The 12,210-nt window shown below is 65.4% G+C and carries 13 protein-coding genes, 1 tRNA gene and 1 pseudogene; 9 read left to right on the forward strand and 6 right to left on the reverse strand.

The window, feature by feature from the left end; translation table 11 throughout:
- Nucleotides 1-6: 6 nt before the first annotated feature.
- Nucleotides 7-1,344, reverse strand: coding sequence for an ABC transporter substrate-binding protein (locus ACQP1P_RS41875; protein ID WP_433080050.1), 1,338 nt, complete (start codon nt 1,342-1,344; stop codon nt 7-9).
- 203 nt (nt 1,345-1,547) lie between these two features.
- On the opposite strand from ACQP1P_RS41875, the gene ACQP1P_RS41880 reads away from it, so the two are divergent.
- The 3 genes from ACQP1P_RS41880 to ACQP1P_RS41890 all read left to right on the forward strand — a co-directional run bounded on the left by ACQP1P_RS41880 (nt 1,548) and on the right by ACQP1P_RS41890 (nt 2,931).
- Complete coding sequence (locus tag ACQP1P_RS41880; protein ID WP_433080052.1) at nt 1,548-2,558, forward strand: LacI family DNA-binding transcriptional regulator; 1,011 nt, start codon at nt 1,548-1,550, stop codon at nt 2,556-2,558.
- 84 nt (nt 2,559-2,642) lie between these two features.
- Nucleotides 2,643-2,780: a hypothetical protein gene (locus ACQP1P_RS41885; RefSeq protein WP_433080054.1), complete on the forward strand. Its 138-nt coding sequence runs from the start codon at nt 2,643-2,645 to the stop codon at nt 2,778-2,780.
- 78 nt (nt 2,781-2,858) lie between these two features.
- Nucleotides 2,859-2,931: transfer RNA gene (locus ACQP1P_RS41890), tRNA-Lys, on the forward strand.
- Nucleotides 2,932-3,018: 87 nt separating this feature from the next.
- Here ACQP1P_RS41890 and ACQP1P_RS41895 read toward each other — a convergent pair.
- Nucleotides 3,019-3,504: a DUF6933 domain-containing protein gene (locus ACQP1P_RS41895; RefSeq protein WP_433080056.1), complete on the reverse strand. Its 486-nt coding sequence runs from the start codon at nt 3,502-3,504 to the stop codon at nt 3,019-3,021.
- Nucleotides 3,505-3,532: 28 nt separating this feature from the next.
- Here ACQP1P_RS41895 and ACQP1P_RS41900 point away from each other — a divergent pair, with 28 nt between their 5' ends.
- Nucleotides 3,533-3,757, forward strand: coding sequence for a hypothetical protein (locus ACQP1P_RS41900; RefSeq protein ID WP_433080058.1), 225 nt, complete (start codon nt 3,533-3,535; stop codon nt 3,755-3,757).
- A 92-nt stretch (nt 3,758-3,849) separates the two neighbouring features.
- Here the strand turns inward: ACQP1P_RS41900 and ACQP1P_RS41905 are convergent, their stop codons facing one another.
- Nucleotides 3,850-4,176 (reverse strand): helix-turn-helix domain-containing protein, encoded by a 327-nt coding sequence (locus ACQP1P_RS41905; RefSeq protein WP_433080060.1) that lies wholly within the window; start codon nt 4,174-4,176, stop codon nt 3,850-3,852.
- Nucleotides 4,177-4,886: 710 nt separating this feature from the next.
- Here ACQP1P_RS41905 and ACQP1P_RS41910 point away from each other — a divergent pair.
- Nucleotides 4,887-6,152, forward strand: coding sequence for a DUF5677 domain-containing protein (locus ACQP1P_RS41910; RefSeq protein WP_433080062.1), 1,266 nt, complete (start codon nt 4,887-4,889; stop codon nt 6,150-6,152).
- Nucleotides 6,153-6,335: 183 nt separating this feature from the next.
- Here the strand turns inward: ACQP1P_RS41910 and ACQP1P_RS41915 are convergent, their stop codons facing one another.
- Both ACQP1P_RS41915 and ACQP1P_RS41920 read right to left on the reverse strand, forming a co-directional pair.
- On the reverse strand, nt 6,336-6,668 hold the full coding sequence (locus ACQP1P_RS41915) for a helix-turn-helix domain-containing protein (protein WP_433080064.1): 333 nt from the start codon (nt 6,666-6,668) through the stop codon (nt 6,336-6,338).
- The gene (locus ACQP1P_RS41920) at nt 6,665-7,036 is read right to left on the reverse strand and encodes a type II toxin-antitoxin system RelE/ParE family toxin (protein ID WP_433080066.1); all 372 of its coding nucleotides are present in this window, start codon (nt 7,034-7,036) and stop codon (nt 6,665-6,667) included. The genes ACQP1P_RS41915 and ACQP1P_RS41920 overlap by 4 nt, the downstream gene beginning before the upstream one ends.
- Nucleotides 7,037-7,734: 698 nt before the next feature.
- On the opposite strand from ACQP1P_RS41920, the pseudogene ACQP1P_RS41925 reads away from it, so the two are divergent.
- The 4 genes and pseudogenes from ACQP1P_RS41925 (at nt 7,735) to ACQP1P_RS41940 (ending at nt 11,047) form a co-directional block, all read left to right on the forward strand.
- Nucleotides 7,735-8,608, forward strand: a pseudogene (locus ACQP1P_RS41925) (replication-relaxation family protein).
- Nucleotides 8,609-8,772: 164 nt separating this feature from the next.
- Complete coding sequence (locus ACQP1P_RS41930) at nt 8,773-9,342, forward strand: DUF2637 domain-containing protein (protein ID WP_433090339.1); 570 nt, start codon at nt 8,773-8,775, stop codon at nt 9,340-9,342.
- Nucleotides 9,339-9,626, forward strand: a complete 288-nt coding sequence (locus tag ACQP1P_RS41935) for a helix-turn-helix transcriptional regulator (protein ID WP_433080068.1) — start codon at nt 9,339-9,341, stop codon at nt 9,624-9,626. The genes ACQP1P_RS41930 and ACQP1P_RS41935 overlap by 4 nt, the downstream gene beginning before the upstream one ends.
- The gene (locus ACQP1P_RS41940) at nt 9,623-11,047 is read left to right on the forward strand and encodes a tyrosine-type recombinase/integrase (protein WP_433080070.1); all 1,425 of its coding nucleotides are present in this window, start codon (nt 9,623-9,625) and stop codon (nt 11,045-11,047) included. Before ACQP1P_RS41935 ends, ACQP1P_RS41940 begins: the two co-directional genes overlap by 4 nt.
- A 62-nt stretch (nt 11,048-11,109) precedes the next feature.
- Here the strand turns inward: ACQP1P_RS41940 and ACQP1P_RS41945 are convergent, their stop codons facing one another.
- Nucleotides 11,110-11,745, reverse strand: coding sequence for a hypothetical protein (locus ACQP1P_RS41945; RefSeq protein WP_433080072.1), 636 nt, complete (start codon nt 11,743-11,745; stop codon nt 11,110-11,112).
- Nucleotides 11,746-12,210 lie beyond the last annotated feature (465 nt).

Here is a 12,210-nt window from a genome sequence, read left to right on the forward strand (position 1 = left end):
TTCAGGTTATTTCGGCCAGGTGCTTTCGATGTAGTCCAGCGTCTGCTTGGTGTCCTTGGTGCCGTTGATCCAGTCGGTCATGCCGGTCCAGAAGGACTTCGAGCCGACCTGCGCGGGCATCTGGTCCGAGCCGTCGAACCGCGCCACGGTGGCGGGGTCCTGCAGGATCTGCACCGAGAGCTTGTCGATCGTGCCGGTCACGGCGCTGACGTCGAGGCTCTTGTTGGCCGAGATCCAGTCGCCGAGCTTGGCCTTGCTGTTGGCCCACTCACCCGAGGAGAGGTAGGTCTGCACCTTGACGACCTCCTCGCGGTCCGAGAACGCCGACACGAACTCGCCACCGACCAGGACCGGCTTGCCCTTGGACGGGTCCACCGGCGGGAAGTAGAAGGCGTAGACGTCGCCGTCCGGGCCCACGTTGGTGCCCTTCGGCCACTGGTTGGAGTAGAAGTTGGCCTGACGGTGCATGCCGCACTTCTTGTCCTTGACCGGCAGGCCACCCTCCTGGAACGAGGTGGTCACGATCGTCTTGGGGTTGCCGACGTACTTCGGGTTCTTGAGGATCGTCGCGGCGCGCTCGGCGGCCGAGAAGATCTTCGGGTCGTTGAACGGGATCTTGTGGTTGACCCACTGGTCGTAGACGTCCGGACCCTGGTCGCGCAGGACGATGTCCTCGATCCAGTCCGTCGCCGGCCAGCCGGTCGCGTCACCGGACTCGATGCCGGCGCACCACGCCTGGATGCCGCTCGCCGCGATCTTGTCGGACAGGGCGATCATCTCGTCCCACGTCTTGGGGACCTCGTAGCCCTTCTCCTTGAACAGGCCGGGCGAGTACCACACCAGGGACTTGACGTTGGCACCCAGCGGCACGCCGTAGACCTTGCCGTCGACGGTCGCGTAGTTGGCCCAGTCCTTCGACCAGTTCTTGTCGAGGTTGGCCTGCACCGGCGCGGGGAGCTGCTTGAGCTGGCCGCTCTTGGCGAACGTGGCGAGCAGACCCGGCTGCGGGAAGACCGCGATGTCCGGCGGCTGGCCACCGTCGGCGCGGACCTTGATCTGGGTCTCGAACTCGCCGGAGCCCTCGTAGTCGATCTTGATATTGGTGCAGTCCTCGAACTGCTTCCACGACTGCTCGAGCTTGTCGGCCTCGGTGTCGCGGATCGTCGCGTAGATCGAAACGTGCTTCGTCTTGTCGACTCGGTACTGGGAGTACGGCTGGCACTCGGGCTTGTCGGCGTTGCTGGAGCCGGAGTCGTTGGAACTGCCGCAGGCGGATGCGGCAAGGGCCAACGCGGCCACACCGGCGAGCGTGATCGCCCGACGCCGCCTCGAGAGGACGGCCATGGTTAGCCTCCTTTGGCTATACCTGGTCCTTGGGCGAACACCTTCGCCCGCGTACCCGGTGTGCTGGGGTGTGCCTTGTGTTCCTCGGATGTAAGCGTTTGCAAGGTCTGTTTGTCGAGCCCTACGCGCGAGTTCATCGATAACGAGTTAGCAACACGGCGGACATGTTGCCGTGCGACCCCGCGTTGCCTAGCCTTCCGCGTGTGGCTGACGTTCCACCGCCCGTCAGCATGGAAGACGTGGCCCGTCTCGCGGGGGTCTCGACCGCGACGGTGTCGCGCACGCTTCGCGGGCTGCCCAACGTCTCCGACGAGACGCGCGACCGCGTGCTGCAGGCCGCGGCGTCGCTGTCGTATGTCGTCTCACCGATCGCCTCCCGCCTGGCGAGCGGCCGGACCCACACCGTCGGCGTGATCGTGCCGTACGCGTCGCGCTGGTTCTTCGGCCAGATCGTCGCCGGAGCCGAGTCCGTCCTGCGCGAGCACTCGCTCGACCTGCTGCTGTACAACATCGGCGACATCCCGTCCCGGCAACGCTTCTTCGGCGCCCTCCCGCTGCGCCGCCGCGTCGACGCCGTGCTCACCGTCGCGATGCAGTTCACCGACGCCGAGATCGCCGACCTGCTGTCCCTGGGCGTGCCCATCGTCGCCGTCGGCCACGACGTGCCCGGCGCCGGCTGCGTGCGCATCGACGACGTGGCGGCGGCGGCATCGGCGGTGCAGCACCTGCTCGCCCTGGGCCACCGGCGCATCGGCATGATCTCGACGTACAACGACCAGAGCATGTTCCTGCCCGTCGCCCACGCCCGCCGCCGCGCGTACGCCGAGACCCTGACCGGCGCCGGAATCCCGATCGACGAGAGCCTCGTGATGTCGGTACCGCACGGCATGGACGGCGGCGAACAGGCCATGCGTCGCCTGCTCACCCTGCCCGACCCGCCGACCGCGGTCTTCACCGAGTCCGACGAGCTCGCCTTCGGCGCCCTCAGCGCCTTGCGCCGCACCGGCCGCCACGTATCGGTCATCGGCTTCGACGACCACGAACTGAGCGCGCTGCTCGACCTGACGACCGTCCGCCAGCGCGTCTTCGAGCAGGGCGTACTGGCCGCGGGCATGCTCCGCCGCGCCATGACCGCCGGCGACTGGACCCCCGAAGAGCTCCTCATGCCGACCACCCTCGTGCTGCGCGCGTCGACGTGGCCGGTTCGCGGTTAGGACGCCGGGCGCGGGGTAGCTCGCGCGTCGCCAGTTGTTCCGAAGCACGCACGGTACCCACGGGGGTGTGCCATGACAGCCGAGATGCCCAATTCGCGTGTGACCTGGGACCAGTCGGACGACGAGCTGGACGAGCTCGCCGCGCCGGACTCGGACCTGCTCGCCGACGACCCGGCCCAGACCGCCGAGACGGACTTCTTCTGGGAGGACGACGAGGAGTAACCCAGGCCACGCCCTGGACGGGGGTATCTCGTTTTTGCGCGCCTCTGGGTGCGTGCTAGGGTTACCTCCGTTCGGCCAGCGCCGCTAGCTCAACTGGCAGAGCAGCAGACTCTTAATCTGCGGGTTGTAGGTTCAAGTCCTACGCGGCGTACGTTTCCTCAAGGCCCTGAGCTGGGAGTTCTCCCGGTCGGGGCCTTGTTTCATGTCCGGGGTCGGCGACTGGGTGCTCGGTGGGTGCTCACCCGGCGGTGACCAGGGCGCGGAGCGCCCGGTCGGGGCTTCCGTGCGTTCGGCGCAGTGGGCTACAGGGCGTCCGGGCGAGACGCAGCGTGAGGGCCAGGAGATCGGGCTGGTTCTCGCGGTAGACGCCGGCGAGATAGCTGAAGTCGGTCATGATGCCGACGACGCTGCGGTTGGCGGTCTTGCCGACGCGGACATCCTGCATGCTTTCCAGCTCGTCGTCGATGACGGCGGTCGGCACGTCATGCGCGGTCAGGGTGGCGGCGATCTGGTCGGGGATCCGCTTCGTCAAGGTAGCCGCCGACGCGAGGGGCATCAGGACCGGCAGGAGCGTGGTCTCGTTCACCAGGAGCGCCGTTTGCGGGCGCCAGGGCAGGGCGGTGGCGTACCACTCCCCCAGCAGCGTCGTCGGACGGTCGTCGTAGTGAAGGGTGGCGGGGCCGATGCGTTGGAGCAGCTTGGCGGTGGCGCGGAGAACGAGCACGGCTTCATTCTCGCCTTGGACGTCGCCGGTGCAGTTCGTCGCAGGGCACGAGTCGTGGTGGCACACCGGGGATAACCGCGTGACGCGGGCTGCCGCACACTGCGCAGCGCTGCCCGTGGTGGCGCGTCCAGGCGAGAAACTGGCGGTACAGCGCCGCGCGGTCGACCTTGGCAACGTCTCGTTAGGCGGCGAGTATCAGGTGCGCCATGTGTTGCCGCAGTTGGCCCGGATCTTCGGCGTACGCCTCGCGTAGCGCTCGTCGCGCCTCTGGGCACGGCCACGGCAGCCCGTCGGCCGCGCAGGTCCACGACGGACGGGTTGCTCGGTGGGTTGCGGGCGTCGGGTTCACCGTGCGCCTCGGCGACGCTGGCGTTCCTTGGCCGCCGCGTGGCGCACCTCGTCTGCGGGGACGTTGAGGGAGCTGGCGATGGCTGTCAGCAGCGCCCATGTCGGGAGTCGCCGTCCTCGCTCGTAGCGGGAGACCTCGTGGCGGGTGACGGTCGGGCGGCCTGACTCGATGCAGATTCTCGCCGCCAACTCCTGCTGGGACAGGCCGATTTGGCGCCTGTGGTGGGCGAGTAGCTCTCCGAAGGCTTGCTCGGCTTGGGTGGCGGGCGGGTCTGCTTCGGGCGGCGGCATGGCGACTCGCTCCTCGCGGCGGCTGGGACGCATGGACGTCGATCAACACGTGCCTTCGCCACAGAGTCAAGTCGCCACTGGCGCCCAGACTGCGCTACTTCGCGAGGCGCACCGCCGGTGCTCCCCACATGCCTTCGACCTTCGGGAGAGCGGGACACCAGCGGGGACCGGAACCGTCCTCGTACTCAGCCGTGCTGGGCAGGAGCCGTGGAGTTCCAACCATACAAGAAAGCGTGCGCCAACCACCTGCCTAGCCTGCGTCCCGATAAAGGAATGAAGCCTCGCACTCTGGCCCGTACAGTGGCCACATGCCATTCCCGCGCCCAAATCAGCATTCCGGACCCCTAGCTGGCCATGTCAGGAGGGGCAGAACCTATCGAACCCCGCTGGCTGCTACTGGCATCCTGCAGGTTGGAGACTGGGTGCGACATGATCTGCCAGACCTCCTTTGGCCAGTCTTGGCCCTATCAAAGCTTGGGACTTCGGAAGCCATCAGATTCGTTCGCTGGCAGAAGGCAGTACAGGCAGACCTTGCAGGGCAAGCTGAGCAACGGTTCATTGCTGAGTGTCTCGACGGCCGTCTCACAGGCCTCGGCCGGCTTGCTCATCGAATTCCCGAAGGTAAGGACGTAGTCAAAACAAGGGCGCGGCAATTCGGACTACTCCCACGGTCAGTCGGAACTGTCCTGGCCTCCTACCCAGTTCGCCCCGCCGAATGGTTAGTGGATGACGAGCCTTCGCCCATGGATCAAGAATCGATTGAACTTCTCTCGAAGGCGCTCATCGACGCCCTTAGCGATGGACATCGCGAAGCTGTAATCAAGTGCCTTTTCATTTGGATTTCCGTCCAGGCAGGCACCTTGAGCACAACCGCCGAAACGATAGATCTACTGAAGGCATATCCGAACGACCGAAGGACACGTGGCCTGGCCGACTCGGCCGTGCGGGCGATGTGGGGTGCACACCGAGCGATGCTGCTCCAAGAGAACGAGAGCCACTACGCAGATTCCATCGAGTGGGCAAAAATGTTTTGGGATACGAACTCCACAACTTCGCGTTGCATGCGGCGTCGCGACAAGGATTTGGACGAATCAGAAGTCGAAGCAGCCAACCTGAACGGGCTGACGGAAGCCGCTCCCCCACCAGAAGGTGCGGTTGCCGGCAGGGAACCTGAAGAAGCCTCCGGTCCGGACGGTGGCGAGCATCTTCACCAACTTGCGATGGACCTGCTTGCCAGCTACATCGAAGCGCTAGAATCGGCACCTGCCAGCCTCTATGACCGCGAACGACAGGAGGTTCATTCGGGGCTAGTGACCCGTGCTGGACGGGATGTCATCACGGCACTTGGAGCTCCAGATTTTTGGTGCATGGAGCATGGCGCACACATCATCCGCACCCTCGTGGAAGTCCGTATCTACATCCAATGGATGGCGCGTCAAGACACATCCATTTACCGCGCCTTTCAGGAATACGGAGCCGGCAAGGCGAAGCTATATGCACGAATCATGGAAGAGATACCTGAAGAAGCACAACGACCCGACTTCAAGGCAGCCATAAAGGATCTTGATAAACTGAGCCACAATGACGAAGTCCTTGACTACAGAGTAGTCGATACTCGCGATTCCTTCGCCGAAGGAAAGTCGATTCGCTCCATGGCAGAGGAGTGCGGCCTCCTTGACCTGTATCGCCAGGCGTACTCACTGGCGAGCGGAGTCGCTCACTCCGAATGGTGGTCAGTTGAAACTCATGCGATGGAGCGGTGCCTAAACGTACTTCACGGAGGTCACCTGATCCCCAGCCTTTCGCTCAACGCTGGCGGAAACGTTGAATTGGCGGGCTCGTGGGTAGATCAGCTATATACGCTGATTCGAGTCAGTCTCCAGATTCTTGGCACCGACGAGTTGGCCGTTCGAGGGGCGTTCGCCTGGCTTGACGCGACAGTGGACGGCGGACACTCACGAAGCGAAGCCGCGCACAATGGCGACGCGAATGGCGCGAACCCTGCTTGACCGTCGCAGTACACGATCCATCACCGCCATACAATCAACAATCGTAACTATTTAATGCAAGCACCATGGCACGAGCGGATGCGGGACAAGTAGATGGCAACCTAGATGGGTACCGCTCAGACCTATTAACCAAAGATAACCTTTGTCTTGGTCTGTGCGATTCGCGCGTACAGTGGGCGGCCGTCAAGCGACGTGGAGTTGGATGTTGCCGATGCGGGCGACGATGTCGAGGTGGCCGCCCAGCCCGGTCACGTACGCTCGCAGCGACTCCAGGCTCACGGCGTCGCCGTTCTCGATCTGGCTGATTCGCGCCTGCGTCAGGCCGGCCGCCTCGGCGAGTTGCACCTGCGTCAAACCGAGCTGCTGGCGGATCTCGGCCAACTGCGCGCCACTGACCGAGGCGAGCATCTGCTCCCGCATCGCGCGACGGCGGGCGACCCGCTCGGCGCTGTCCCAGGTCGGGTCGGCGGCTCGGGCCTTCGCCTTGACGTCGCGCCAGTTCGCGGCTTCGGTCATGACCCGTTCTCCTCTTTCAGCGCTGCCAGGTGCTCGGTGAATCGCTCGTCTGCCAGCGGGATCGCCTTGCTGTACCAAGTTTGCCATCGGCCCGACTTGTCGCCTGCGACGAGGAAGATGGCCTCGCGTGCGGGATCGAACGCGAAGATCATCCGCACCTCGGTAGTGCCGGTCGAGCCGGGCCGGAGCTCTTTCATGTTGTGGTAGATGCTGCCCTTGAGCCGGTCGACCAACGGCCGGCCGAGCGCTGGGCCTTGCTCGGCGAGCACGTCGATGGCTTCGGCGACGAGGTCAGCGGTGACCGCGTCGGCCTCACACAGCTCCAGGAACCATGCCTCGACCTCTGGATGAAGCCTGACTTCCCACACCGTCGTAGTATAAGCCGTACTTATATCGAGTCGCTAGCCTCGCGGGCTCGCCAGCCAAGTCCCCAGAATTGGCACACTTTCAGATCTTGGACGTACAGCGCAGTTTGAGTCCGTTCAGCGCCGTTCGACGCCGTACAGCGCAGTACGAGCACACCTCTCGTCAGACCGTCGCCAGCGCAGAAAAGTGTTGCGCCAGAAGCGCTTGACACCGCTGATCCGTCGATGCGTTCTGGAGGCACGTTCCCCGCGCGGCGTCTCGCTTACCGGGCCACACAGGTCGTTGGGTGAGCGCTCCGCGTGGGCGCTCGTTCTCGTGCGTGGGCCCGTGCCCACGAGCCGTTCGACCGGGTTCCGCACCGACACCAGGAGGGCTGCGATGAAGGATCTGCTTCCGCTGGGCTGACCGCAGCCGAGCCCTCCTCTCCCGCCCGCACTGCCAACCACCGTTCGCGCCGCTGGTGCAAACGGCCGGTCTGCCCTGCCCTCATTCCGTTCCACCACAAGGAGTTCCGTTGTTCCAGCAACTCGTCTTGCTGTCCGTTCCCACGTCCGTCTTGATGTCAGCGTCGGGGTCGTCCTTGAACCGGACCCCGGGACTGACCCCCAACCGCCGCTCACAGCGCAGGTCGCTGCGGCTTTCGCTGTCTGTCGCTCGTCCTCCGACAGACCCGTTGTCTCGGGTCTCCCTGGGGTGGCCTATGCCTGACGATCCGGTGCTTCGCGTGCAGTCACAGCTCACCCAGCGGGACCGGGTGCTGCTCGGCTGGCTGTACGACCACGGTGTCCTGACCACGTTCCAGATCGCGCACGCGCTCTTCCCCTCCCTCGACTTCTGCCAGCGTCGACTCCGGACGCTGCACCGGCTGCGGCTGGTCAACCGGTTCCGGCCGCAGCGTGCCGAGGGTGGCTCGTACCCGTACCGCTATGTCATCGACCAGCTCGGCGCGGAGGTCATCGCCGCCGACCGGGACGAGCGGCCACCGCGCCGCGATCACGCCCAGGTCGAGCGGCGCCGCTGGACTTCCAGCCGCACCCTGACCCACCGCCTCGGCGTGAACCAGTTCTTCATCGACCTCGCCGGGCACGCCCGCACCCGGCCCAATACTGAACTGCGGCAGTGGTTGCCCGAAGCGGCTTGCACCCGCATCAAGGCGTTCACCGAGCCCGACGACCCTGTGCTGGTGCACGCCTACCAGCCGCGCGTTCGGCCCGACGGGCACGGCGTCTGGGTCGAGAACGACGTCGCGGTGCCGCTGTTCCTGGAGTTCGACACCGGCACCGAGCCGCTGTCGACGCTCGTCGGCAAACTGGCCGGCTATCGCGAGCTGTTCGGCACGCTCGGGCGCGTGTGGCCGGTGTTGTTCTGGCTGCACTCCGCCGCCCGTGAGCGCAACCTGCGGCACCTGTTCGCCGAAACGCCCACGTGTACCGGTTGCCACCAGCGCCCGCGACTGGGCCACAGCAGCCGACCTGTCCCCTGCCGAGGCGGTGTGGGCGACGGCGCGCGGCGGCCGGCGGCACCGGCTCGTCGACCTTGTGGCCTTCGTCGGCGAGTCGGGAGCTGCCGCGTGAAGAGTTCGACTGTCACAACGCTGTCAGCCCCTGACCTCGACGCCGCTGACAGTGCACTGAGAGCGGCAGATGCTTCAAAGACAACGCTTTCAGAGGTACCCGCGTCCGAGTTGGACGGTCCGCTGCGGACCAGCCGGGTCGAGGGTGCGGTCCAGATCGTCATCATGCTCGCCATCGGCAGCGCGGCCGGCGCGGCGAGCTTCACCCACGTCCACAACGTCGCCGCCGCGCACGGTCAGCCGGGCTGGCTCGCCTGGGCCGACGCCGTCGTGCTGGAGCTGATGTCCATCGCCTCCGGCCTGGAACTCCGGCGCCGCAAGCGAAACGGGTCCTCGACGCGCTTCCCGGCGACGGTGCTCGGCTGCGCGGTCGTCCTGTCACTGGCGGCACAGGTCGTCGAGGCCGAACCGTCGCCGATCGGGTGGATCGCCGCCGCCGTGCCGGCGCTCGGCTTCCTCGTCATGGTCAAGGTAGCCCTCGGCTACGCCGGCAGTGCCCCGACCGTGGACCGGTCCACTCGCGCCCGGACCGTCCGGGTGGCAACGGTGGACCGGCCTGCCACCTCAGTACAACGGATGCTTGTGGAGGCGAGGCGAGTCCAGACGCAACTCGCAGCAGCGAAGGTGCCGCTGACGCGAGGCGCGCTCGCCGAGGCGCTGCGCGCTGAGGGGCACACCGTCTCCAACGCCCGCGCGTCCGAGTTGCTCAAGCTGCTCAAGGCGGAGTCCACGTGAACGCGCGTGTCGAGGTGTGGAGTGCTGAACGGGTGCGCGCGCTTGGCGTCGCTACCACGCTCGCCACCGCGGCGTCGATGCTCGGCATCAGCCGATCGCAGGCGTACCGGCTCGCGGCGGACGACGCGTTCCCGACGCCGCTGATCCGTGCCGGCGCTCGCATCATCGTCCCGGTCGCCGGGCTGCTTCGCCTGCTCGGACTTGATTCCAACGGTGAGTCGAGCGTGGATGCGATCACCGCCCGACCAGCGGATTCCACCCAAGCACCCGGAGACGACGCGTGAAGGGAACGACGTTCAAACGCTGCAGCTGCCGCGACAGCGCGACGGGCCGGCGAGTGGGGCAATCGTGTCCCCAACTTCGCCGGCCCGGCGGCGGCTGGTCGCGCAGCCATGGTCAGTGGTACTGGCAGATCGAGCTCCCCGCCGACGCCGACGGTGCACGTCGCCCGCTGCGCCACGGCGTCTACTCAACGCAGGCCGACGCCGATACTGTCCTCGATCAGATCCGTGCTGCGCTGGCGGTGGCGGATCCGACCGACGCCTACGCGACGGTGAAGACCGGGGACCTCATCGCCGCCGCTGTCAAAGCCGGTGCGCCGATCCCCACCCCGGACGAGATTCGGCGGGCACTGCACCTCGACATCACCCCGACGCAATTGCCGACGATGGCCGAGTACCTCGCGACGTGGCTGGCCGGGCGCAAGAACGTCAAGCAGGGAACGCTGCGCTGCTACGAGGGGCACATCCGGATGTACCTCGGCCCGCACCTCGGGCACCTGCGCATCGATCGGGTGCGGCCGGGGCACATCGACGCGATGTACGACGGGGTCGGGTCATCCAGTGCCGCTTCGGGGCGGCGCGCCGTCGCACCTGCCACCCAGAGGCGGATTCACGCGACGTTGCGCAAGGCGCTCAACGACGCGGTACGTCGGCATCGGCTCATCGACATCAACCCCGCGCTCATGGTGGAGTTGCCGCAGGCCAGGCCGCCGAAGCCGACCATCTGGACTGATCAACGAGTCCGTACCTGGCGCGACACCGGCAAGAAGCCCAGCGCAGTCATGATCTGGACGCCCGAACAGACCGGCAAGTTCCTCGACTACGTAGCTTCGGTCGACGACCGGCTCTACGCGCTGTACCACCTGATCGTCTTCACCGGCCTGCGCCGCGGCGAGGCATGCGGGCTGCACTGGGACGACGTCGACCTCGACGCCAGCAGCATCACCGTACGGTGGCAGATCGTGCAGATCGGCTGGGAGACCGTGCTCGATACACCGAAGACGGCCGAGAGCGAGGGCAGCGTGGCGATCGATGCTGAGACCGTGGCGGCGTTCCGCGCGCATCGGGCTCGACAGAACCGGGAGCGTCTCGCTGTCGGGAGTTCATGGGTCAAGAGCTGGCTGGTCTTCACGAATCTCGTGGGTGGGGCGCTGCATCCGGCTGACGTGACTGACCACTTCCACGAGCTTGCGGCGGCGGCCGGGCTGCCGCCAGTGCGGCTGCATGACCTCCGGCATGGGGCGGCGACGCTGAGTCTGGCGGCCGGGGTGCACATGAAGGTCATCTCGAATCGGCTGCGGCACTCCAGTCCGCACTTCACGGCCAAGTTCTACGGCGATGTGTTGCCTGAGCTGTCGCATGCGGCAGCCGAGGCAACCGCTGCGGTCGTGCCACGAAGGACGCGATCGACTGAAACCTTATAGCAAGGTCAACCGCCACTGCCGGGGCGGCAGCAGGCAGCGTCTCAGACTTCATGGATCAGCGCTTACGCGCGGCGACGCCTTCGCAACTCTCTTTGAGCCTGAGCACGTGCGCAGTTTCGAGTGCAGTATTTGACGCCTTCTGTACGATGCTGCCCATACTGCGCCCTGCCGCGCTGACGAACGAAGTTCCGCCGGCACGCTTCATTAGCACAGGTACGCACAACAGCACTCTCGCAAATGTGGTTATACATCTGCAAGAACGAAACGGCGTACACGGACGGCTGCCGCGTCGACAAGTCGCCGACGCCAACACTGAACTTGCTCAGGGCAGAGTTCACGATCTCCTCAAGCTCCTGCTCACAGCCCTGAATAAGAACATGCTGCAGATCTTCCAGAGTAGCCGGAAATTCTTCTCCGCCCTCGTTCATCTGGCTCAACAAACTCAACGAAACGTCGGGCTCGACAAGCGCCTCCAACCCGCCCGGGGTGCGAGACGCAGTGAGAATCTGCACTGCGCGTCGCACCTCGCTAAGGTGTACTGCCAACCCGGCCTCATTATGACCCCGCGTCTCCTCATTGCCGGACTCGCGTAGCGCTACCGACAATTGCCTGGCTGCATTCTCGCGCAGGTCGTCATTCTTGAGCGAACAAAATAGACCGTAGGTCCGCACCATATCGGCAAGTGCCTGCAGGTCCACCTTTTCATGGTCAAGGAGCATGAGCTCCTGGAGGTAGAAGTCAGCCGGCAGTGTGACCCTTCGCCGCCTGTTTAGGTCTTGCTTTGGCCACAAGATCCATCCTTCCTTCACCGTCACACCGTCCAGCGGAGTTAGAGCGGGAGGTTCGATCACGGTGCCGGGCCACAATGGCGTAGTACGAAGTCGTGGCAGACCGTACTCCCTTGTCACGTTGCGACCATGACTTCTCCCGTAGGACGCTGGATAGAGCCACCGTACTCCCGTCAGTGGCGCGGCTGCCCTTAGTGGTCGACACCGCGAAGTCGAATCTGCTGAAGGATCTCAATGCCCTACCGCCCAACCGTTGATGTCGATGCCAACTCCTGGCATGAACTACTGAACCGTTTGCACCGAGCAGAACGAGAGCGAGAACGCCTCGTTGATCGCGTTCGTCATGACCACGACGAGTGCCATGAAGGCAGCTTC

Origin of the sequence: Dactylosporangium sp. CA-052675 (assembly GCF_050947935.1) — a bacterium.
In the GTDB taxonomy this organism is placed as follows: domain Bacteria; phylum Actinomycetota; class Actinomycetes; order Mycobacteriales; family Micromonosporaceae; genus Dactylosporangium.